This window comes from Pauljensenia sp. C0170B5, from assembly GCF_056590195.1.
In genome coordinates this window covers 434,271-457,098 of record NZ_JBWPVR010000001.1, presented here as the reverse complement: position 1 = coordinate 457,098, position 22,828 = coordinate 434,271, and the positions used below count along the sequence as shown (strand labels likewise).

The following is a 22,828-nucleotide window of genomic DNA, read 5'->3' as shown; positions in this document are numbered from 1 at the left end:
TCAGGAATGGGCCTGAGTGATTTCAACGATGAGGTGACTATGACTAATCAGCAGAAAGTGAAGGCGGCGGTTTATCTTCACGCTGTCTTGCGAAATATTGAGCAGCTGTGCGAGCTCGACTCGCGCGCACGCTCCATCGTGGCGAACTCTGATACGAGTGTCGATTTCCACATCCCCGGTATTCAACCACTGACTTTGATCTTCGACCACGGATCCTGCACCGCAACGACCAAGCCGAAAACAAAGCCGACAATTTCGCTGGTGTTTGCATCATCCAAGCACTTCAACGGCATGATTGACGGGAAAGCGAACCCGATCCCCATCAAGGGCTTCACTCATATCAAGTTCCTGACGGACGAGTTCATGCAGATCACCGATCGGCTCACGGAGTTCCTGCGCCCCACACCCGAAGCTCTCAAGGACCCGGAATTCTCACGAATTTCAACGATCCTGACGGCCAACGTCGCCTTCTCAGCGCTCGGCCCGATCGCCCGATACGACGATCACGGTAAGAAGAACGCGGGGCGCATCCCCGATGGCAACATTCTGGTCCACGTTGAGGACGGCCCCGAACTGACGATCCATGCCGAGGGTGGCGCGCTGAGCTTGAGCCAGGGTCGGATCCGCCCCATCAGCGCACTGATGTCGTTCGATTCGATTGAGACAGCTCAGGGCATTTTGAGCGGTGAGCTCGACTCATTTGCGTGCCTGGGGAAGAGTCGCCTGAAGATTCGAGGGCGAATCGCCATGATCGACAATCTCAACAAGCTGCTGGGCCAAGTCCAGACATATCTGGCGTAGGAGGAGCACCCGATGAACACATATGAATACCCCAAGAGCCACGAGCTGTTCGACCGCGCCACAAAGGTGATTCCCGCCGGCATCTACGGACACCTCGGTCCTTCCGAAGGTTGCTTCATTCCGATCGAGGACTACCCGTTCTACGCTGATCATGCCCAGGATTCCTACATCTGGGACGTGGACGGGAACCGCTTCATTGACTACATGTGTGCGTACGGCCCCAACGTACTGGGCTACAACCATCCAAAAGTCAACGAAGCCTTCATCAAGCAGCTTGAGCAGGGCAATTGCACAACGCTTCCGACCACCCGCATGATCGAACTTGCTGAACTGCTGGTCGATGAGGTCGCCAGCGCCGACTGGGCGTTCTTCGCCAAGAACGGTGGCGACGTGACGAATATGGCGGTCCTGACCGCGCGCGCCGCAACCGGGCGTGACAAGATCATCCGCTTCTTCGGTGGCTACCACGGCGTGGCGCAGTGGATGCAGTACGTTGGGTACGCCGGCATCACCGACGCTGACCTCGCCAACGTCATTGACCTGCCGTTCAACGATATCGACGCCCTCGAAAAGACGATCGCGAAGTATCCGAACCAGATCGCCGGCATCATTTCCACGCCGTACTATCACCCTACGTTCGTGGACAATGAGCTTCCGGCACCGGGATACTGGCAGAAAGTTCGCGAGCTGTGCGACAAGCACGGCATCGTGCTGATTATCGACGACGTGCGATGCGGTTTCCGCCTGGATGAGCGAGGCAGTGACTATCACTACGGTTTCAAGGCTGATCTGATTTGCTTCTGCAAGGCTCTGGCCAACGGGTTCAACATTTCCGCGCTGTGTGGATCTGACGAGCTTAAAGCCGCAGCTTCCTCCGTGTTCTACACAGGCAGCTACTGGTTGTCGGCAGCACCGATGGCTGCTGCGATCGAATGCCTGACAATCATGAAGGAAATCGACGGTGCCACGGTCATGAAAGATAAAGGTCGCAAGTTGACCGAAGGCTTAAAGAAGGTCGCTGAGGAAGAAGGCTACAAACTGGTCGTGACCGGTGAGCCGTCCATGTGGTTCATGCGCCTGGATAATGACCCATCGTCAATGCTGCACCAGGCGTTCGTCGGCAACTGCGTCAAACGCGGAGTCTTCTTCACCAACCACCACAACCACTTCATCAACTGCTCACTGACCGATGAGGACATTGAGTTCACGTGGGACGTTGCCAGAGAAGCATTCAAGGAACTGCATACCCAGGAAGATGAGTTGATCCTGTAGGCAAGCCCATCGGCGCGGACGGACGCGGCCCGCCTGGCCATGCAGCCAGCACCCGCCCGCCTGTCCGCACCGGCGGCCTGTCTTCAGAAACACCTGATCTTCACCCGTTTACCTGCACGTCTGAGGCAGGCGTGCAGACTGACAGCACATATGAGAAAAGTAGTAAAGGAGCTACGATGCCCGTATCACTAGACGAGCTCAAGCGACTCGAGGATAAAGCAAATTTCCTGCGTCACGATATCGTCGATACCGTTTACCACGCGCACTCCGGCCACCTCGGCGGCGCACTCTCCATGATCGATGCAGTCACAGTGTTGTATTACCACGTGATGAACATTGATCCGAAGAATGCCAAGTGGGAGGATCGTGACCGTTTCGTCATGTCGAAGGGGCATGCAGGAATCGGATTCGTCACGGTTCTGGCCGACCTGGGATTCGTTGACCACGACGAGCTGAAGACCTTCAACCTGACAGGATCAAAACTCGGCATCCACCTGGACTGCAACAAGGTCAACGGCCTGGATGCTTCCACCGGATCGCTCGGCCACGGCCTGTCGATCGCGCTGGGCATGGGTTTGGCGGCAACGCAGCTCAAGAAAGATTTCATGACCTACTGCATGCTCGGTGACGGCGAATGCAACGAGGGGTCCATCTGGGAAGCCGCAATGGCAATCGCCAACTACAACGCGCACAACGTTGTCGTGATGGTGGACCGCAACAAGGCCATGATTGACGGCCCAACCGAGGACGTCATGAAGCTCGAGCCCTTTGCCGACAAGTGGACAGCCTTCGGTTTCAACACACTGAGCATTGATGGTCACGATCACGCAGCCATCATCGACGCCCTCGAAACGGCGAAGAACACAACAGACAAGCCCACCTGCATCGTGCTGAACACGGTGAAAGGCCAGGGTGTTGATTTCGCTGCCGGTGACTACAAGTGGCACTACGGCGCAATCAACGACGAGCTGCGCGATCAGGCGTTCGCCAGCCTCGACAAGTATCACGCCGAACGTCTAGCCAAGTTGGAGGAGAAGTAAGATGGCAGGCCTTGTTTACACCAGTATTGACACCACGAAACTGTCAACCGCTGAAGTTTACGGCGCGATGCTGTCCAAACTTGGCGAAGACGATCCCAGGATTGTTGTTCTGACCGCTGATCTGGCCAAATCCACCAAGATCGGCACGTTCATGGAATCATTCCCAGATCGCTTCTACAACCTGGGCATCGCTGAGCAGAACATGTACGGCGTGGCGGCCGGCATGGCGAGCTGCGGACTGATTCCGTTCACGTCCTCGTTCGCGATCTTCAACTCGTGCCGCGCCCTTGACCAGGTGCACACCGATATCTGCTACCAGAACCTCAACGTCAAGATGATTGGCTCCCACGCGGGCACCTCGTTCGGCCAGGCCGGTTCCACGCACCACTCGATCGAGGACATCGCGATCATGCGGTCGCTGGCGAACCTGACCGTGCTGGTGCCTGCTGACGGTATGGAGACGGCGAACGCAGTCAAGGCCGCTTACGAGATGGAAGGCCCGGTCTACATCCGCATCAACCGCGGATTCGACCAGATCGTGTACCGCGAGGCGGACTACGGCTACGAGATCGGCAAGGCTGTTCAGCTTGCCGACGGCTCCGACGCGACGATCATTGCGTGTGGCTGCACAGTCTTCTCTGCGGTTCAAGCAGCCCGCGAACTGGCCGCTGACGGCGTGAAGGTGCGCGTGTTGGACATGCACACGATCAAGCCGCTGGACGAGGAAGCGGTACGCAAAGCCATTCACGACACTCGACGCATCATCACCGTGGAAGATCACTCGATCATCGGTGGTCTGGGCGGCGCGGTCTCAGAGGTCATCGCATCTGCCGGTATGGGCTGCGCGTTCAAGCGTCTGGGAATTCCAGACCAGTTCTCCCCCATTGGCCTGCAGGAAGACCTGATGGCCTACCACGGTATCGATACTGCCGGCGTCGTCACGGCGGTCCATGAACTGCTCAAGATGGACTTCGAAGAAGACGACGACTGGGCGGATGAGATTTAGGGCGACACTCCATGGATAAAGAAGCTATTTACACTGCGAAGATCTTCCTGAACAGTGCGATCCCCTTGCTGAAAGTCATCATCGAGGAGACCTCGCTGCACAAGATGTTCGCCAAAAAGACCGGTATCGTCCAGTTTTCCTTCCCGCACGAGGGCGACAAGTGGGCCACTCACCTCGTTTTCGACGAGGGTGACATCTCGGTGAAGCTTGGACCCAGCGAGGACGAACCGACTGTGGAGTTGGCGTTCAACGATATCGATCACTTCAACGCCTTCTTCAAAGGCACGTCGATGAAGTTGCCGCAGTTCCGTCATGTGCATCACCTGAACTGGGTTGTTCCCGTAGTCATGGGGTTGCTCAAGATGCAGAAACTGCTCAGCGCTTCGGAACCGCCGGCCGATGAGGAAACCAAGGCGCTGATGGTCAAGCTCATGTTCTACCTGCTGCCGTCGGGTATCAGCCAGCTCAATAAGGCTGGACACCCGGAGGTGGCGAAATGGGCGAAGATGTCACCTGACCGTGTCTACGCCCTGGTGGTAGATGGCCGCGATGACCTGGCGGGCTACATCCGTGTAAAGGCGGGCAAGACCCGTTCTGCGCGCGGCGCATACAAGCGGTCGCAGCCCTTCTTCACGATGCGCTTCACTGACCTGGATGCGGCGCTCGGCGTGCTGCTGCAGACAGCGGACATGCTGGCGTTGACGGCGCAGAAGCGTCTGATCATGGAAGGTGCGCCTGAGTTCGGTGCTCAGATCGGTGATTTCATGATGCTGGTCGGGCAGTACGCCCAAAAGTAGCCGCACGCTCAGACTCGGCTGAGCAGCTGCTCTGTCCAGTCGAGACGGGCCAGCCAATAATCTGCAGCCCGGCCGGGCTGCTCCCAACGCCTGAGTTGCGCGAGGTGCCGGTGTTCGGATCATTCCGAACGCCGGCACTACTGCGTTGAGACCGCTTATCTGTTCATGTGACGCGCACGAGGCTCCAGATCGAAGCCGTTTTATGCACGAAGCCCTAGATTTAAGCCCTCGTAGTGCACATTCCCCTAGATTTAAACCCTCATAGTGCACATTCCCCTAGATTAACCGCGCTCCCCGACGCCCGCGATCACACACACCCTCTCTGACCTGCAGGTTTGCAAATCGTCTCATGAGAACTCCGTTTTTTTCTAGGGGTATGTGCACGCAGGGCGCTTAGATCTAGGGGATTGTGCACGTGGGCCTCTTAAATCTAGGGGCATGTGCGCGCGGTGCCTTGAGATGTTGGCGGTCGTTCGCGCAGTGCGTTGAGATTCATGGGGGCGCGTACGCGGGCCTCGAAAATCTAGGTGCTCGTGCAGGCACAGTCGCTTAGGCGAGGCCTTCGTGCGAGCCGACCCGGCATGATCTATTACGTGTTCGTCCACACTCATACATAGAAAGGGGCGGGTGTGCGGACAATTCTAAGCCCGCGCACCCGCCTGGCTGGAACCGTTGAGGTGGAATCCTCTTTACGCTCCGACGATCTCCTCCGCACTGGCACATTCCATGTCGAATGCCTCGGCAACGCCGGGGAAGGTGATCTTCCCGTCGAAGGTGTTCAGACCCTGACGCAGCGCCACATCATCGGCCAGAGCCTTCTTCCATCCCTTGTCCGCAATCGCATGGATATAGGGCAAGGTGGCGTTGGTCAGTGCCTGCGTCGAAGACACCGGGACAGTGCCCGGCATGTTCGTCACACAGTAGAACGTGGTGTCGTGCACCCTGAAGGTGGGCTCCTCATGAGTGGTGGGGTGTGAATCCTCGAAACAGCCACCCTGGTCAATGGCGATATCAACCAGAACAGATCCCGGCTGCATTGATGCAACCATCTCATTGGTCACTAGCTTGGGAGCTTTCGAACCTGGGATCAGAACCGAGCCGACCACCACGTCGGACTTCTTGATCAGGCGCGAAATTTCCAGCGGCGTGGAATAACGCGTGCACACGCGCCCTTCCCAGTGGTTCGTGATCTGGCGCAGCTTGTCGATATTGTTGTCGACAACCGTGACATCCGCGCCCAGTCCCACTGCGCCCGCAGCGGCGTTGATTCCGGCGGTGCCGCCACCGATGACCAGTACGTGTGCATCTTCCACGCCGGTCACTCCGCCCATCAGGACGCCTTTGCCCCCATGCGGCTTCTGAAGGAAATACGAGCCGACCTGGGGCGCCAACCGCCCAGCGATCTCTGACATCGGAATCAGCAGCGGCAAACGGCCGTCAGGCAAACGCACCGTCTCGTACGCAATGCCAACCGCTTTAGCTCCCAGCAGCGCATCCGTGCCGGGCTTGTCCGCAGCCAGGTGTAGGTAGGTGAAAACGATCTGGCCTTCACGGATATGACCGTACTCAGATTCGATCGGTTCTTTGACTTTCACGATCATGTCGGACTGTGCCCACACCTCGTCGGCACCGTCAACGATGGTGGCGCCCACCGCGGCATAATCCTCATCGGAAATTGCAGATCCGACACCCGCGCCTGCCTGAACCAGGACTTCGTGGCCGCCGTGCACAAGTGCAGAGACGCCACTCGGGGTCATTGAAACTCGGAATTCGTTGTTCTTCGCTTCGGTTGGAATTCCTACGCGCATTGAAACCTCCCTTGTGTGTTAACCCAGTATCTTTTTGAGGAATGAGAAGGACTTGGAATCATAGGGGTGGTGCCGCACCGGAATGTCGAAGCACCAGCTCTTATGCAGCACCGTTCGCTCGTGGCTCAGGGTTCTGAAGCCCGAGGCCCCGTGGTAGTTGCCCATGCCGGAGTTCCCGACTCCGCCAAAGGGCGCTTTCGATGAGGACATGTGCAGCAACGTGTCATTGATGCACACGCCGCCGCTGGATATCGCCTCGACAACGCGCTGAGCAAAGCGCTTCTTCCTGGTGAAGATATACAGCGCCAAAGGCTTGTCGCGATCCTGGTAGTCCGTCAGCACGTCCTCAATATCCGTGAACTCCTTGATCGGCAAGATGGGACCGAAGATTTCTTCCTGCATGACGGGGCTGTCCCATTCGGGGTCGTCGACCAACACCGGGATGATCTGCTGCGTATCCTCCAGCGTCACATCGGCCGGCTTGGCGTCGCGCGACTTCGACGTGATCAGGCGCTGCCCTTCCAGCAATCCGGACAGACGCTTGAAATGCTTGGGGTGAATCACCTTGGCGAAGGAGTTGCGACGATACTCCTCGGTCGGCAATGCGCTGTCGATCCCCCGCCTCAGCGCCTCGATCAGTTGGTCCTTGACGTCGCGGTGAACATACACGAAATCGACGCCCACACAGGTCTGCCCGCCGTTGGTCAGCTTGCCGAACAGGATTCGCTTCGCTGTCTTTTCGATGTCAGCGGTCTTGTCGACAAAGCACGGGGACTTGCCGCCCAGCTCCAGGACGACGGGCGTGAGGTGCTCCGCCGCAGCGCGCATCACCACTTTGCCGACGTTCGGGGAGCCGGTGAAGAAAATAAAGTCGAATTTTTCATCCAGCAGTGCCGAGTTCTCCTTGCGCCCACCTTCGATGACGCTCACGTAGCCGTCCTCGAAAATCTCCTCGCACATCTGTCGGATGAGGCGGGATGTGGCCGGCGAGTAGGCGGACGGTTTGATGACCACGGTATTGCCCGCTGCGATCGCCGCGGCGAGGGGACACATTGTCAGCTGGAAGGGGTAGTTCCACGGACTCATCACCAGTGCCACGCCAAATGGTTCATACGTCACGGACAGCACGCCGGGCATCTGCGAAAGCGCGGGAATCTTGTAGTGCGGCGCTGCCATGCATGACAGGTGCCGGCGCATGAACTTGATTTCATCCAGGACCAGCGAAATTTCCGTCATGAAGCTTTCGGTGTCCGACTTGTTCAGGTCAGCGTGCAGCGCATCCAGAATGTCACGTTCGTGGGCGCGTACTGATTTTTCAAATGCGGCCAGCGTGCGTTTGCGGTAGCTGAGGTCACGGGTTTTCCCAGTGAAGAAGAACTCCCGTGCGCGCGTGACTGCCTCGTGAATTTCCTCTTGTTTTGTGCGTGCCATATCCATCCTCTGATACTCATCATTGAATGACACTCATCAGTGAGCGACTACTCACATGCTACTAGCGAGGAACGCACGGCGCTGGGTCTTCCAGAGAATTTCCTCAAGGTTTTTCCGGTTCCGCTCCATCAGCGTCCCTACTCCCTTTCTGGGTTATAGCTCCGACCAGTTTCCAAGAAGGAAAAACTATGTCTTCAAGATATGCACGGAGGAATAAAGCAGGTGAGGAGCGCAAGTATCCAGCAGGCGTTGCCTCGCACTCACAGGCAGGGTTGTTAGAGTACATTGCATGTGGCTGACGGTGCTCTTTATGATTGGAATCACGGCCGAGGCCATGACAGGCGCCCTGTCAGCGGCCCGCGAGCGCATGGACCTGTTCGGCGTGATGATGGTGGCCGCAGTGACCGCCATTGGCGGTGGCTCCATTCGCGACGTTTTGCTGGGACACTACCCCCTCACCTGGGTGAAGAACCCCCACTACGTGGTCATTGTCGTGTGTGCCGCGGTGATTTCGGTCCTGATTCCCTCATTGATGAAGCATTTCCGCAAGCTGTTCCTTGGTCTCGACGCACTTGGCCTGGCGGTGTTCTCCATTTTCGGCACACGCATCGGCTGGGACGTCGGCATCCAGCAAGGCCCCACCCAGGCGTTCATCCTCGCCTGCGTCGCCTCAGTGATTACCGGCGTGATGGGCGGCGTGCTGCGAGACCTCCTGTGCGACCGCATCCCCCTGGTATTCCTGAAAGAGCTGTACGCCGCGGTGTCATTCCTCGCCACCTGCACGTACGTCACACTTTCCGAACTGGGCGTGCACGATGACTGGGCTGTGACCATCACGCTGATCGTCACCTTCGTCTTCCGCATTCTCGCGATTCGCTTCAGCTGGCACCTGCCTGTCTTCGACTATCAGGAACAGCACTACGAGCGCAGTCAGTCGGTGCGTCCCCGCCTATTCATCCACCGCCTCAAGCAGTGGAGGCCAAGGCGCCCTCGTCAATTCATCAGGAAGAACTCGAAGCCTGTGCGACCAGATTCCACCGCCCCCACCATCGACGAGGGTGACTAGTGGACCGCCTACTTACCCAATTTGCTGCGCGGCACGACCGGGCGAATTTCGAGGTTCTCCACCATTGCTTCCTCACTCGCGTCCACTGCCATGCGCACCGCGGCGGCAACTGACTGCGGGCGCAGGTGATCGCTGGGGCGGTAGGAGCGGCCGGCGCGCTGCTGAATGTCCACCTGCATATCTGTGTCAACACGACCCGGATGCACGGAAGTGACGCGAATCGTGCCGCGCTCCTGCTCACGCAACGCGTCAGTGAAGGCACGCAGGGCGAACTTGGAGGCTGAGTACACCGCGTTGTCAGCGCCCACGCGATAACCGGCTCCGGAGTTAATCGCAACGACCTGGCCACCGGCAGCGCGCAAAGCCGGCAGCAGCAGGCGTGTCAGCTCGGCTACGGCAACCACGTTCAGGCGCAGGACTCGGAGCCACTCGTCAGGCATGGTTTCGGCGATTGTACTTGAAGGCGCCATTGTTCCGGCACTGTGCACCAGTATGTCGAGGCGCTCCAGGTGCAGGTCTTCGACGGCTTGGTGCATCTGTTCGAAATCACTGAGGTCTGCGACAAATGGACGGACCGTGGCTGCTGCGTCTCGGCTGGAGGTGTCCGTATTACTGCCAGTGGCAGCTGCCTGGCGTGCTGCGATGAGCCTGTCGCAGGCGGCCGCCACCGATTCGTCCGAACTGCCACCAACGATGATGGTGTGTGTGCGGGACAGTTCCTGGGCAATGGCTGCACCTATACCGCGCGTTGCGCCGGTGATCAGGGCAATGGGTCGATCTGTCGAAAGCTCGTGCGTAATCGTCATGGGGTCAGCTTATCGATTCGGGCAATGCCTGTTCACCCCCTTCGATACACTGGACGCACGACACTCCTGTGTCGACTTGGCAATGATCGAGCACCAACAAGACGATCCTTTCAAGCGAGGAGGCCCCCATGAAACTTGCATCCGGCATCATGCGCACCATCACCGGCGCTTACATTCTGAACTCAGGTATCGGCAAACTGCATCTGGATGCCGAGGCCGCTGCCGGACTGCAGGAAATGGCCGCCACAGGCATTCCCCAGCTCGGTGAACTTGACCCGGAGGTATTCGGCAAGTTCATCTGCGCATCGGAAATCGGAATTGGCGCATCGCTTCTGACACCGTTTATTCCTCGCAAACTCGCCGGATTGGCGCTGACAGCATTCGCCTCGGGCATGCTCACCATGTACTTCCGCAACCCTGCGATGACCGAAGCAGACGGAATCCGCCCCTCGCAAGAAGGCCTGATGCTCTCAAAGGATGTCTTCATGCTGGCGATCGGTTTGGCTCTGATCACCATGAAGAAAGGCAAGAAAGCGCAGTAAATGCCTCGTGATCAGTTCCCGCTGGCCGGCCGAGTCATCGTCATCACGGGAGTGAGCCGGCGGGCAGGGATCGGATACGCTATTGCCCGGCGCGCCGCCGAATGGGGCGCTGACTTGGTATGCCACCACTTCAGCACCCATGACGACAAACAGCCGTGGGGCAGCGATGACATTGCAGCCGTGTGCGCCGGCATCCGATCCCACCTTCGGTCCGGCGCCCGCATGATCGACGTCGGTGGTGATTTAACTGACGAGGGAGCCCCCGCAGCACTGATCGATACAGCGCGCAGCGAATATGGCCGCGTTGATGCTGTTGTGTGCAACCAGGCGCTGTCTGGCAATGACGGCGCACTCAGTGACATCACAGCGGACGATCTTGATGCCCACTGGCGTGTCAATGCGCGCACGTCAATCCTGCTGGCGCAGGCCTTTGCGGCCGTTGCCGGCGACCAGGGGTCGATCGTGTTCATGACATCCGGGCAGGCGATGGGGCCGATGCGCGGCGAAATCGCCTACGCCGCCTCAAAAGCAGCAATCACAGGCATCACGCTGACACTGTCAGATGAGCTTGCGGCCAGGAACATCCGCGTCAACACTGTCAATCCTGGCCCTGTTGACACCGGCTACATGACGGACGAGGTGCGCCGGCATGTGCTCGAGCAGTTCCCCGGTGGCCGGATGGCCACCCCTGATGATCCGGCACGGCTGGTTGTATGGCTCCTCAGTGATGAGTCTCAGTGGGTCACGGGTCAGGTGATCAACACTGAAGGCGGGTTCTCACGCTGGAAGTAGCGCCACGCTCACCGCTGCCAGGCACCAGTGTGCACACCACCAGGAAGCACGGTGGCGAAAACAGGGCACGAGAGTGTCCGCACCCACCCCATGACATTTGTGATAGATAGATCGTGACAATCGCTCTATCCACATGCGGGTAATCATTTGTACTGTGAAGACATGAACACAGATGAGATTGCCACCACACGTGGCTCCACAGTGCGATCCGAAAACGCTCACACAGCACAGACGTCATCGCAGGCATCATCGGCGGCGCCTACACGCGCACCACAATCCGCTCCACCAGCAATCGACCTCGTCGACATTCACCGCTCGTTCGGCAAAGTCCACGCAGTCGACGATGTCACTCTGCGCGTTGAACAAGGTGAACTCGTTGCACTGCTGGGACGCAACGGCGCGGGCAAGACCACACTCATTGACATCGCTCTGGGTCTGGGCCATCAGGATTCGGGCACAGCCAGGCTTTTCGGCATGGCTCCTCATGACGCAATCAAGCGCGGCCTGATCGGAGTCATTCAGCAAACTGGCGGACTGCCGCCCGAACCGTCCGTTCGTGAAACAGTGTCAACACTGGCCAGCGCATACGTCGATCCCGCACCTGTGGATGAGGTGCTGGAGCTGGCCGGAATCACCGACCTGGCAACGCGCAGAATCGGCAAGTGTTCAGGTGGCGAACAGCAGCGCGTACGCCTGGCGATCGCCCTGCTTTCACGTCCGCGCCTTCTCATCATGGATGAGCCGACCGCCGGAATGGACGTGGATTCACGGATGCAGTTCTGGCAGACGATGGAGAAACTGACAACAGGCGGCTTGACCGTCGTGTTCGCAACTCACTATCTGTCAGAAGTTGAAGCAGTTGCTCACCGCATCATCATCATGAATCGCGGTCACGTTGTCACAGATGAAAGCTCCCGAACTCTGCTGAACACGGAGCGTGCCCATATTCGCGCAACCGTCTCAGAAGAGCATAGGGACGCCCTCGTCAATGAGATCACTGCGCTGCCCGGGGCCGACAAGTGGACCTACGAATTCGACGACGGGCAAATCGCGATCGACGGAGAAAAGCTTGAACCGGCTGCTCTTGCGGTACTGAACACCGCAGGCATCAAGGATTTCCAAATGAAACGAACCAGCCTGGATGAAATGTTCACCCGCCTGACCGGCGCGAACACGGAGGAGTCAGATTCATGAACACGCACGCCGCAACGACACATACCCTGACGAAACAAGACCTGACAGACCGACCTGTTCCCCCGCCGCTCAAAGGACTGGGTGCACAGTTCATGATGGCGTTGCGTGATAACACGCTGCGCAACCCGTGGTTCATCGGCGGTTCCATCGGCATCCCCATTCTGATGTATTTCCTGTTCGCAGTTGGCAAGGAATACTCAGATACCAGCGTGGGGCACGCGAACATTCAGGCAGCCATTCTGGCCGGTCTGACATGCTACGGAGCGCTCATATCGGCTGCAAGCGCAACATGCAACACCGCGCTGCAACGTCGAACCGGATGGTGGCGCACACTGGCACTGACTCCAATGAGCCTGTCAACATACCTGTGGGCTCAGATCTGTGCGGCAATCCTGGTCGGCGCTCTGGCTGCACTGGTGACCTATGGTGTAGGGGCACTCACCGGCGCTGAAATGTCAGGAATTACCTGGGTTGTGACGTTCGCGTTGATTGTCGTGTGCAGTTTTCCCCTGGCGGCATTCGGATTCGCGGTTGGCCAGCTTGTCGGTGAGAACGCCGCGAACTTCATCGTCTCAATGACGGTGCTGGTCAGTGCATTCCTGTCCGGCATGTTCATGCCGCTGGAGCAGATGGGCTCATTGGTCCAGAAAGTCGCGAAGTACACACCAATGTATGGGATCATCAATCTTGTTCGGGCACCGCAGCTTGGCTGGGATACCGCGTTCGAATGGAGCTGGGTCATCAATATCGCGGTCTGGTCGCTCGCAATGTTGGCCGCAGCTGTCTGGACGTTTACCCGCTCGAGCCGTACTGAAAGGAACTGACAGCGATGAGCTGGAGCTGGCTGTGGCACTCACCGGCGGCTTCAAGTTCGCTGCGCGAGCGCCTCAGCTCGTTGCCGTGGGCACTGCCGTACCTGATCTTCATGATCATCGGCATCATCCTGGGAGTGCGCAGCAGCCCGGAGCAGGCTGTGCCCATGTTCGCCTGGCTCACCGTGTTCATCCTGGTGTACGTTTCCACGTGGATCCGTTCCGACTCTGCCCCCGTTTCACGGTCAACGGACCCGTGGGTGGTGGCGACGATCGTCGTCATGAGCGTCCTGCTCGCAGGTATGATGCCGTTTTCGGATGCGGTGTCGGTGTTCTTTTTTCTGCCGTACATCAGCGCGGTGATTGTGCTGCAGCTTCCGCGCCACCTGTACACGCGGTGGGCGTGCGCGCTGCTGATCGGCTCAGTCCTGCTCGCAGTGCTTTTGGTGATTCTGCGTCTGGCCAACATCAATGAGGCGTCCTTTGGGCTGGCGATCCTGCTGTGCACGATTTTCATGACGTTCATGGCTCGTCGCGCCATCGACAATGACCGAGAAGACAGGATCCGTCAGGCCGAGCGCGTCCAGACCTCCCAGTCAGAAGAACGCAGCCGCATCAGCGCGGATCTGCATGACGTCCTCGGGCAGACCCTGACCGCCATCAACGTCAACGCGCAGGTCGTCGCCCGGTTCGCCCAGTTGGGCAAGATGGACGAGGGCGTCCCCTACCTTGAACAGCTCCAGGAATTATCACATGACGCCCTGGCGCAGATGAGACAGGTTGTTGCCGCCACGCGTGAAGCGGATCTGGATCAGGAGCTGGCGCAGGCCGCGCACCTGGCGGACGCTGCGGGCATCGTGCTGACGCTGAGCGATGAGGGGCATCCACCTGAGGGCAAAACCAGTCAGGTTGCCGCTCACCTGGTCCGTGAATCGATGGCGAATGTCGTCCACCATTCCGGTGCTGACCGGGTATGGGTGGAGCTCAGTCCGGTTCGCGTGAGCGTACATGACAACGGTCGGGGCAGCAGGCCGGCTGCCGCGGGTCGAAGCCGGGCCGCTGCCGGCCAGAAAACCATTGCGGACAGTCAGCAGAGCGCTCACGCGGGACAGCGCATGTCCACCGGTTTGGAGTCGCTGGAAAAACGTGCCGAAGGTGTGGGCACCGTGACCTGGGGGCCTGCTGACGGGGGCGGATGGCACGTGACGTTCACGGTAGATCCGGTCGATGGGGCGGATTCTCCTGCCCTGTCAATGGTGGGCGACACTATTCGTCCCGTCAGTGAAGGAGCACTCTCATGAGGGTCGCAGTTGTCGATGATCAGGGAGTTGTCCGCGCCGGTATCGCCGCGCTGATCGGTTTGGAGCCTGACATTGAGGTGGTCGCTCAGGCTTCGAACGGCAGCGAAGCGGTTGACCTTGCCGAGACCATGGGCGCAGAGATTGACGTGATGCTGCTGGATGTGGAGATGCCCGGTATCGATGGTTTGCAGGCGCTGCCGCGCGTGCGCGAGGTGAGCCCTCATACACGCGTGCTGATGCTGACAACGTTTGACCGTCCGGGGTGGGTGGCGCGTGCCCTGTCGCTGGGGGCGGCCGGCTTCGTGTTGAAGGACCAGCCGGCGGAGGCTCTGGCCGCGTCGATCCGCGCGGTCAACGACGGTAAGCAGGTTGTTGATCAGGAGCTTGCCGCGCGCACACTGGGCCTGGGGATCAATCCGCTCACCCCGCGTGAGATCGATGTGCTGCGTGCGGCCGAGGGCGGCGGCACCACTGCTGATGTGGCGCGTGAAGTCGGTCTGTCTCAAGGCACCGTCCGTAACCATGTCACCAGTGCCATGGCGAAAACCGGTGGCTCATCCCGCATGGATGCCGCGCGCCGCGCCCGCGACAACGGGTGGCTGTAGGGACTGCCCGCGGGGCTTGCGTAGGGGCCCGAGGGGCCCTGCCTCTGGTTCAGGCGTCGTGCTGACCGCTGCTGATCGGCACGATGAGCGTTTCCTATCGCCACGGCTCGCAGGTGATCTGGGTTCCGGTCTCCATATCCAGACTGCCGCCATCCTGGCCCTGTGCTACGTCGACCGGCACTTCACCACCTGCGATGCCCAGTGTCATATCAACCGTGTCAGATTCCTCCGTCCCCGCTCCGCGCCAGGATAGTTGCATCGCGGCGCTTGCACCTGCAGGAATATCCACTCCCCGGTCAAATTCGGCCGCCGAGGCGCGGGGCGATGCAACAGTGCTCACCGCTAGGTCTGCTCCACTCATCGTGATCTGCAGGTCGGGCACACCGCTCACAGAGCACGCGGTGTCACCATTGTTAATCACTGTCAGTATCGCGCCTCGAGCACCCAGCGCTCCCTGCACCGGACCGAGCACGGCAGTAAGAGAGTCCGGGCTGCACAGTGGCTCCACCGCCGACATCGCTTCACCCCCAGACTCAGCGACCGCTCCAGACTCAGCGACCGCCCCAGATTCAACAGCCACCGCAGCTCCAGACTCAGCTTCTTCCGGCGGCACCGAAGACGAAGCAGGTGGAGTCTGATCAATCGGGGTCGACCGGTCAGCCGGTGCAGGCAGAATCATCAGGGCGCTCACACTGACAATCCCCGCCACCGTGCACACCACCGCCGCGCATCGGGCGATAGGACGCCACGCAGCAGTGGTCGGGTCACCCTCGTCGATGATGATTGCCGAGGATGGAGCACCGCCTTCATACTCGACGGCAGAGTTTTCGCGAATGCTCTCGTAGGCGGCGGCGCGAGCCAGCAGCATGGCGACAATCCCGATAACAGGAACCGCGAACAGGCCCGGCCCAGTGAAAAGCAGCGCGATTCCGGAGATGAAGACTGCGATGATCGCTGTGAGCGCGACGGCTCCGCCTGCAATCCAGGCTGGTCGGGTTGTGCGAGTCTGAATACTGGTCGTGAGGGCGAACATCAACGCGAGCAGCACGCCGGCCACGCCCGCAAATCCAAGTGCCGCGGCGTATCCACCGAAGGTCAGCGCCAGGCCACCGACTGCCAGGATCGGCGGCGCAACGACGCATAGTGCCACATCAACGACGAGGGAGACCCATTGGCTGGTTGTCCGTGAACGCGTGGGGCTCCTGCGCGACTGATCCGATAATTCGGCAGAGCGGTCAAGAAGCGGTGTCCACGACCAGTTGTCTGTCAGTTGGCGCGCCAGCGCGACCCACAACCCGATAACGGCGATGATGAGCAGCAGCATCGCGATGAGGTAGCCGTAGGGGAAGGGGTAGTCACGGCACTGCCCGGGGAAGTCATTGCAGTCGAACTGGAGTTCGGGACCGGGCATGCGGATGTCCTGTCCCGTGATGACGATCAGTGCGCCCAGTGCGAGGCCGAGGAGCACTGCGGTGCCCAGCAGCTTGCGCCCGAGCACAGCGGAATCTGCATCTGAGTGAGTGCGTCGCCGCCTTGAGCAGTTCACAGTACCAGTGTGCCACACAGGCGGCACAGCCAACCGGATGTGCCTGTAAGAGATGACAGGCACATCCGGCAGGACATGCCACGCGGGCAGGACTGCAGCCTCAGTTCTGGATCTATTGCGAGTTCAGGGCAGCTGTGGGGGGTGTGCGTGCGGCGCGCACTGCCGGGTACAGGCCGGCGACAGCGCCAATCACCACGGTCACGGCCAGACCTGCGGCCACCACGTACAGCGGCATGACGAACAGCCATCCACTGACGGTGGCCACGACAGCAGTGATCAGTGTGCCGATGATGCAGCCGAGTGCTCCGCCGATACCGGCCAGCAGCAGTGCTTCAGACAGGAACTGGATACGGATGTGAGCGCGCGTTGCTCCCATGGCCCGACGCAAGCCGATTTCCTGGCGGCGCTCGAGGACCGAAATGATCATCGTGTTGGCAACGCCGATACCGCCGACCAGCAGAGCAATTGATCCGACGCCGGCCAGCAGCGTCGTGAATGCATGATCGGCAGCGGCTTTCGCACTGAGCGCTTCTGAAGGTCGCGACACTTTGATACCACCTGATGCCTGCGGTGAAATGGTCGGTGCCAGGAGGTCACGGATCCGGGCGACCTGGTCATCGGCGCTGCGCTCGTACACTGTGGTGGGATGGTCATCATGGCCGTACAGTCGTTGCGCCACTGTGCGACTGATCAGCGCCGCGGAGTCCAGTTCCGGTGCCAGTGGTACCGGTTTGAGGATACCGGCCACCGTGACGAGCTGGTTGCCCATCCAGATCTGTGTTCCGGGAGTGACAATGCCGAGGCGCTGGGCTGCACTCGCCCCCAAAACGGTTGTCGGATACTGCGCGAGCGCTTCGTTGAGCCACGTTCCATGCGCCACTTCGCCTGCCACCACGTCCAGCAGTGTCAGATCAGTGGAGACGGTCGCGATCCCACCTGTTTCTTCTGCAGGAATCAGCGAGCTGCGATAGACCTTGATGTCGGTCAGGGCAGCTGTGCTGGTCGCATCGGTGACACCCGGCAGAAGCGCCACTTTCGCTGCAGCGTCTGGTGGCAGTGTGGCAGCGGCTCCCGTCATGTCGCTTCCGGCAGTGACTGTCAGCAGATTTGTGCCGAGGGCATCCAACTGTCGAGTCAGTTGAGCTCTGCTGGAGGTGGAAATTCCGATCACCGCCACCATTGCTGCGATCCCGATCGCGATGCCCAGTGCTGACAGGAAGGCACGCATCGGGCGTGAGCGCAGCCCCACTGTGCCGAGCCGCACCGCATCTGATGCCAGAAGCGTTGACGCGGCCGGCGCTGAACGAATGTGATCAGATGTGTGAGTCATGGTGTTCCCTTCCAGCCACGCCGCCCGCCGGGCATTCAGTCGAACCGCCTGTCGCGCCGCCCGCCGCACCGTCGGCCGAGTCAGCCACGATCCGTCCGTCACGGATGGCGATTCTGCGCGGCAGGCGCGCAGCCAGGTCGTTGTCGTGTGTAATGACAACGATGGTTGTGCCCGCCTCATTCAAGTCATGGAGAAGCTGGACGATTGATTCACCCGAGCGTGAATCCAGATTGCCTGTCGGCTCGTCTGCCAGCAGCAGCGGCGGTTCAGCGACAACGGCTCGTGCAATCGCCACACGCTGGCGTTCTCCACCTGACATCTGGTGGGGTCTATGCTCCAGACGATGCCCCAGTCCGACGCGTTCCAGCGCTGCTCGTGCCCGCTCGCGGCGCTGCGAGCGCGCTACGCCCAGGTACAGTAATCCGTCAGCCACATTGTCCAGGGCGCTCACTCCCGGTGAGAGATGGAACTGCTGAAAGACGAATCCGATCATGCGGGCGCGCACCGCTGACACACCTGCATCATCAAGTTCACTGACGTTGATTCCATCAATGAGGACCCGTCCCGACGTGGGAGTATCCAGTGTGCCGATCATGTTGAGCAACGTCGTTTTACCTGATCCGCTCGGTCCGACAATGGCCGTGAATTCGCCGCGATTAATCGTCATGCTCACACCCGCACATGCTTGGACGGGCGGGGAGCCGAACGAACGAGTCACGTCATCCAGTTGCACCAATGCGTCGGTCATCGTGATGGCACCACCACATGCTGACCTTCGGCAAGGTCGTCTCCGGATACTTCCACGCGTCCGGCTGCAAACAGTCCCGTTTCAACAGGTATCTGTGAAAATGAGCCGTCCTCGCGTGCGATTTCCACGCCGAACTGTGTCGGTGTCAGGGCAAGCAGGGCGTTGACTGGAACGGTCAGCACGTTTTCGCGGGTTTGGGACGGTAGCGCAACTGTCACGGATGCTTCCTGGAGCGTTGATGTGGCTTCCGGGTCGGAGGGGGTCACAGTGATGGGAAGGATGCGTTCCTTGTTTCCCGCAGCCGGGCCTGCCTGGTTTGCCTGTGAGCCCTGCCCGTCGGCCTGGCTGTCCTGACCGTTTCCAGCGCCACGCTCAACCGGGGTGCCAACTGAGCTGATGGTGCCCGGCGTTGTTGACCCGTCGGGAAGCTGAATCGTCACCTCGCGGCCCTTTTCAGCCAGGTCCTGCTGTGCGAGCGAGACGTTCGCATCCACGACCTGTTGCATGGAGGACACGCTGAAAAGGCTGGTGTCCAGCGTGACTCGATCTCCCACACGGGTAGACAGTGTTCCGACGCGCAGGTCAGCTGGAGCAAAAATGATTCGTCCCAGCTGCAGGCGACCACTACGTGTCAGTCCGACTGCGTCCTGCCAGTTCCTGATCGCACTGATCGTCTGCGCATCGAAGCGCTCATCTGGCTCATCGGCAAAATAGCCCAGATCCTTGAGGGACTGTTCGAGCTGCTGAACGTCCTGCCCGTTACTCATACCGTCTTCAAAGTCACGCCACGCAGGGGTGGCACCGCGCATGAGGTAGGCCGGGTCGTCACCTACCTGGTACAGCTGTGCACCGGCGCTGATTTGAGTGCCCGGTTCAGGCAGCTGTGTCACGATTCCGTCGAATCCGGTACGAAGCTGGTGCGAATCAGCGTAATGTAACGTGCCGGCAACATTCACACTGCCATGCAGATCCTCGCGCACAACGGGTTCGGTGGCAATTGCAGAGCCTGCCTGCCCCGTTGCACCGCTCTGACCCGATTGTGCGGCATTGGCCTGCCCGCCGTGCCTGAGCCAGATGGCACTTGCCACCACCAGCGCCACAACCAGGATTGCCGCAATGCCGAGGACGACAAGCGTGCGCCGCTTCGTCATAGCTTTCACTTGGTGTTCTCCGTCCCGGTGTTGGAGGCATTGGCCGCATCAGCCTTGTCGAAGCATTGAGAAATGGCTGCTGGCGGCACGTCGTTGAGTCGGATTCCCTGGCCTCGCACTGGATCTTCCACGTGATAGCCGTCCTGACGCAGGCATTGAGCGACACGCACAAGCCGATCGAATTCTTGGTCAGTCATTTCACTGTCCGCACCTGCCGTTGGGCTGTCACCGACTTTTTCCCAGCAGCCCTGCACGGCGGTGTTCCACGCGTTCGCATCGACACCAAAATCTTCGCCCGGGCCGTAATTTTGAAGGTCGTCGGGCACATTCACACCGGCTTCGCGCATACAGGCAGCGAATTTGAGATTGTATTCTTCCACAGCTTTGGTCTCTGACTCTGATGCGCCAGCGCCCTTGCCCGCAGCGTTGCTGTCCGATCCGGCTGCGTCGCTTCCGACCGGCATATTGCTCGAACAGCCTGCAAGCGCGACCAGGCTCATCAGCGCAGCTCCAGTCACCGCGCGCGCCCTGAAAGCTTTCAGCACGCCTCCAACTGAGCTCTCTGCCGTCACGTTCGAAGCCCTACCATGTATGCGCAGTTGCATCGTCAATTTCCTCCACGTATTTGGTCCTGCAGTTTGCGCGAGGTACCCGGATCAGTACTCCACGCGTCTGAAGAGATTTAAACGCATCATGCGTTGCCGTAGCGTTGCGGTTTTTGTTTATGTTTTGCTAACACTGACATCGTTAAGATGTCGCCAGCGGAAGGGGCTCAACTGAGTCGCCCTCGTCAAGAGGAATGAATGAAAGGCACACCACTATGAAGGTTCTCATCGCCGAGGATGAAGAATATCTCGCACAGGCAATCGCCCAGGGGCTGAGGCGCGAAGCAATGGTTGTTGACGTGACTTTCGATGGCGATGACGCGCTGGAGATGGTGCGTAGTTCTTCCTACGACGCGATAGTTCTGGATCGTGATTTGCCGGGAACTCATGGTGACGAGGTGTGCAGGATTCTCGCGCACCACTACCCTGAGGTGCGCATCCTGATGCTCACTGCCGCCCGCACGCTCAACGCACGCGTCACGGGGTTCGAACTGGGAGCTGATGACTATCTGGTCAAACCGTTTGAGTTCCCGGAGCTGGTTGCCAGACTGCGAGCTCTCGGCCGCCGCTCTCAACCGGCACGAGAACCTGTCCTTGAATCGTGCGGAGTGCGTCTGGACCCGTTCCGTCGCGAAGTTTACCGCAATGGGCGCTTCGTCCGTCTGAGCCCCAAGGAGTTCGCAGTTTTGGAATTGCTGATGGAGGCTGACGGCGGGGTCCTCAGCCAGGAAACGCTGCTGGAGCGCGCATGGGACGCGAACGCTGATCCCTTCACCAATTCGATTCGCGTCACTATTTCACATCTGCGTCAGCGGCTCGGCTCCCCCTGGGTTATTCAAACCGTGCCGGGCGCAGGATATCGCTTTGGGGAGGCAGACAGATGACGAGGACACCGCGCGGGGAACGCCGCCTGACCCTGAGAATGCGCCTGACCTTGTCCTATGCGGGACTGGTGGGCGGTGTGGGCCTGGTGATGATTGGCCTGGTGTACGCCTATATGCGCCTGGTGCCGATGCGACTGAACACCACGTTCGCTCCTCCCGCGCCTGACGGGCAAAGCGCCAGTTTTGACCTGGTGATCCCAGTGGCCCGCTCCATGCTCAACACCATGCTGGTCACATCGCTTCTGGTTCTGACGATTCTGACGCTTCTTTCCGGCCTGGTCGGGTGGATCGTGGCGGGACGCGTGATGGCACCGCTGGTTGACATGAAGAAAGCTGCAGCTCTGGCAACATCAGGCGATTACAGTTACCGCCTGAACCTGAAGGGACCGGATGATGAGGTGCGCGAGCTGGGCGTTATGTTCGACGCGATGCTTGATTCGGTCGATCAATCACTGCGCTCCCAGCAGCAGTTCGCGGCCAATGCGTCGCATGAGCTGCGTACTCCTCTTGCCACGACTCAGACAATGATTGATGTGACGCTGTCTGATCCGGATGCGACCACTCAGGAACTGCGGGACCTTCTGCGACGGGTACGCGAAACCAATCACGCCAACGCTCAGACTGTGGATGCGCTGCTGGATCTGTCGGCAGCTCAAGGCGGGATGCTGGCGCGCGAAGAGGTGGATCTAGCCGAAATTGTTCGCCAAGCCATCCATGAAGTTGAATCTCTGGCGAAAGACCATGGTATAGCCATCCATATGAGCATCACTCCCGCTGCAGTTACTGGAGATCAGGTGCTGTTGCGCCAGGCAGTCTCGAACCTGCTGCGCAACGCCGTCACCTACAACCAGGCGGATGGATCTGTGAACGTCACCCTGCAGGTACACCATTCGTCTGATGCCAGTGCTTCCTGCGCAGTGCTGAACGTGACCAACACCGGCCCCCTCGTCGATGCTGATACCGTCAGCTCACTGTGTGAGCCTTTCGTGCGTGGATCCAGACGTACAGCCGGTACCACGCGCGGACATGGCCTGGGACTCGCAATCGTGCAGGCTGTCGCTCAAGCTCACCGCGGCAGAGTCACTATTTCCGCACTCGACGAGGGTGGTCTGAGCGTGACACTCACCGTTCCTGCAACAGTGCGCATTGCCAGCCGTTCAGTGGATGCGACACGGGCTACGCCCAGCACCACGTGAAGACATCCGGCCCCAGACAGTGATCCCGGTCAGTATTGCCACCCCAGAGATATGGCGGGCAGCTCAGCAAAGACCTGCGGCCTCACGTGGAGGCC

Annotated in this window: 22 protein-coding genes; 14 read left to right on the top strand and 8 right to left on the bottom strand. The window is 59.6% G+C overall.

The window, feature by feature from the left end; genetic code table 11:
• Window positions 1-39 precede the first annotated feature (39 nt).
• The 5 genes from AC1EJZ_RS02065 (at window position 40) to AC1EJZ_RS02045 (ending at window position 4,916) form a co-directional block, all read left to right on the top strand.
• Entirely contained in the window at window positions 40-801 is a 762-nt protein-coding gene (locus tag AC1EJZ_RS02065) for a hypothetical protein (RefSeq protein WP_480289527.1), read from the top strand.
• A gap of 12 nt (window positions 802-813) precedes the next feature.
• Window positions 814-2,073 (top strand): aspartate aminotransferase family protein, encoded by a 1,260-nt coding sequence (locus tag AC1EJZ_RS02060; protein ID WP_070727842.1) that lies wholly within the window; start codon window positions 814-816, stop codon window positions 2,071-2,073.
• Window positions 2,074-2,249: 176 nt separating this feature from the next.
• Window positions 2,250-3,113: a transketolase gene (locus AC1EJZ_RS02055; protein WP_058237357.1), complete on the top strand. Its 864-nt coding sequence runs from the start codon at window positions 2,250-2,252 to the stop codon at window positions 3,111-3,113.
• A gap of 1 nt (window position 3,114) precedes the next feature.
• Window positions 3,115-4,119 carry a transketolase family protein gene (locus AC1EJZ_RS02050; RefSeq protein ID WP_092648872.1) on the top strand — a complete coding sequence of 335 codons (1,005 nt, stop codon included), beginning with the start codon at window positions 3,115-3,117 and terminating at the stop codon, window positions 4,117-4,119.
• Between the two features lie 11 nt (window positions 4,120-4,130).
• On the top strand, window positions 4,131-4,916 hold the full coding sequence (locus tag AC1EJZ_RS02045) for a hypothetical protein (protein WP_070727851.1): 786 nt from the start codon (window positions 4,131-4,133) through the stop codon (window positions 4,914-4,916).
• A gap of 689 nt (window positions 4,917-5,605) precedes the next feature.
• Here AC1EJZ_RS02045 and ald read toward each other — a convergent pair.
• Together ald and AC1EJZ_RS02035 are read right to left on the bottom strand one after the other, a co-directional pair.
• On the bottom strand, window positions 5,606-6,724 hold the full coding sequence (gene ald / locus AC1EJZ_RS02040) for an alanine dehydrogenase (protein WP_058237360.1): 1,119 nt from the start codon (window positions 6,722-6,724) through the stop codon (window positions 5,606-5,608).
• Window positions 6,725-6,742: 18 nt separating this feature from the next.
• On the bottom strand, window positions 6,743-8,155 hold the full coding sequence (locus tag AC1EJZ_RS02035; protein ID WP_092649151.1) for an aldehyde dehydrogenase family protein: 1,413 nt from the start codon (window positions 8,153-8,155) through the stop codon (window positions 6,743-6,745).
• Window positions 8,156-8,465: 310 nt separating this feature from the next.
• Here AC1EJZ_RS02035 and AC1EJZ_RS02030 point away from each other — a divergent pair, with 310 nt between their 5' ends.
• Window positions 8,466-9,221, top strand: a complete 756-nt coding sequence (locus AC1EJZ_RS02030) for a trimeric intracellular cation channel family protein (RefSeq protein WP_480293862.1) — start codon at window positions 8,466-8,468, stop codon at window positions 9,219-9,221.
• A gap of 8 nt (window positions 9,222-9,229) precedes the next feature.
• Here AC1EJZ_RS02030 and AC1EJZ_RS02025 read toward each other — a convergent pair whose 3' ends face one another.
• A complete protein-coding gene (locus AC1EJZ_RS02025) occupies window positions 9,230-10,027 on the bottom strand; it encodes an SDR family oxidoreductase (protein ID WP_480293861.1) in 798 nt (265 codons plus the stop codon).
• Between the two features lie 128 nt (window positions 10,028-10,155).
• Between AC1EJZ_RS02025 and AC1EJZ_RS02020 the strand changes: the two genes are divergently transcribed.
• The 6 genes from AC1EJZ_RS02020 to AC1EJZ_RS01995 all read left to right on the top strand — a co-directional run bounded on the left by AC1EJZ_RS02020 (window position 10,156) and on the right by AC1EJZ_RS01995 (window position 15,273).
• Window positions 10,156-10,569 carry a hypothetical protein gene (locus AC1EJZ_RS02020; RefSeq protein WP_070727864.1) on the top strand — a complete coding sequence of 138 codons (414 nt, stop codon included), beginning with the start codon at window positions 10,156-10,158 and terminating at the stop codon, window positions 10,567-10,569.
• A complete protein-coding gene (locus tag AC1EJZ_RS02015) occupies window positions 10,570-11,361 on the top strand; it encodes an SDR family oxidoreductase (protein WP_070727867.1) in 792 nt (263 codons plus the stop codon).
• A 162-nt stretch (window positions 11,362-11,523) separates the two neighbouring features.
• Entirely contained in the window at window positions 11,524-12,555 is a 1,032-nt protein-coding gene (locus tag AC1EJZ_RS02010; RefSeq protein ID WP_083314555.1) for an ABC transporter ATP-binding protein, read from the top strand.
• Window positions 12,552-13,379, top strand: a complete 828-nt coding sequence (locus tag AC1EJZ_RS02005; RefSeq protein WP_092648878.1) for an ABC transporter permease — start codon at window positions 12,552-12,554, stop codon at window positions 13,377-13,379. Before AC1EJZ_RS02010 ends, AC1EJZ_RS02005 begins: the two co-directional genes overlap by 4 nt.
• 5 nt (window positions 13,380-13,384) lie before the next feature.
• On the top strand, window positions 13,385-14,668 hold the full coding sequence (locus AC1EJZ_RS02000; protein WP_480293860.1) for a sensor histidine kinase: 1,284 nt from the start codon (window positions 13,385-13,387) through the stop codon (window positions 14,666-14,668).
• Window positions 14,665-15,273, top strand: a complete 609-nt coding sequence (locus AC1EJZ_RS01995) for a response regulator transcription factor (RefSeq protein ID WP_092648880.1) — start codon at window positions 14,665-14,667, stop codon at window positions 15,271-15,273. The genes AC1EJZ_RS02000 and AC1EJZ_RS01995 overlap by 4 nt, the downstream gene beginning before the upstream one ends.
• Before the next feature lie 94 nt (window positions 15,274-15,367).
• On the opposite strand, the gene AC1EJZ_RS01990 is transcribed toward AC1EJZ_RS01995, so the two are convergent.
• The 5 genes from AC1EJZ_RS01990 to AC1EJZ_RS01970 form a co-directional block, all read right to left on the bottom strand.
• Entirely contained in the window at window positions 15,368-16,819 is a 1,452-nt protein-coding gene (locus tag AC1EJZ_RS01990) for a DUF4232 domain-containing protein (RefSeq protein ID WP_480293859.1), read from the bottom strand.
• 112 nt (window positions 16,820-16,931) lie between these two features.
• Window positions 16,932-18,149: an ABC transporter permease gene (locus AC1EJZ_RS01985; RefSeq protein WP_058237370.1), complete on the bottom strand. Its 1,218-nt coding sequence runs from the start codon at window positions 18,147-18,149 to the stop codon at window positions 16,932-16,934.
• Complete coding sequence (locus AC1EJZ_RS01980; protein WP_082628600.1) at window positions 18,133-18,897, bottom strand: ABC transporter ATP-binding protein; 765 nt, start codon at window positions 18,895-18,897, stop codon at window positions 18,133-18,135. Before AC1EJZ_RS01980 ends, AC1EJZ_RS01985 begins: the two co-directional genes overlap by 17 nt.
• The gene (locus AC1EJZ_RS01975; protein WP_480293948.1) at window positions 18,894-20,048 is read right to left on the bottom strand and encodes an efflux RND transporter periplasmic adaptor subunit; all 1,155 of its coding nucleotides are present in this window, start codon (window positions 20,046-20,048) and stop codon (window positions 18,894-18,896) included. The genes AC1EJZ_RS01980 and AC1EJZ_RS01975 overlap by 4 nt, the downstream gene beginning before the upstream one ends.
• Window positions 20,049-20,053: 5 nt before the next feature.
• On the bottom strand, window positions 20,054-20,620 hold the full coding sequence (locus AC1EJZ_RS01970) for a hypothetical protein (protein ID WP_070727886.1): 567 nt from the start codon (window positions 20,618-20,620) through the stop codon (window positions 20,054-20,056).
• Window positions 20,621-20,868: 248 nt separating this feature from the next.
• Here AC1EJZ_RS01970 and AC1EJZ_RS01965 point away from each other — a divergent pair, with 248 nt between their 5' ends.
• Both AC1EJZ_RS01965 and AC1EJZ_RS01960 read left to right on the top strand, forming a co-directional pair.
• Window positions 20,869-21,537, top strand: a complete 669-nt coding sequence (locus AC1EJZ_RS01965; protein ID WP_058237373.1) for a response regulator transcription factor — start codon at window positions 20,869-20,871, stop codon at window positions 21,535-21,537.
• Window positions 21,534-22,733, top strand: coding sequence for a sensor histidine kinase (locus AC1EJZ_RS01960; RefSeq protein ID WP_480293858.1), 1,200 nt, complete (start codon window positions 21,534-21,536; stop codon window positions 22,731-22,733). Before AC1EJZ_RS01965 ends, AC1EJZ_RS01960 begins: the two co-directional genes overlap by 4 nt.
• Window positions 22,734-22,828 lie beyond the last annotated feature (95 nt).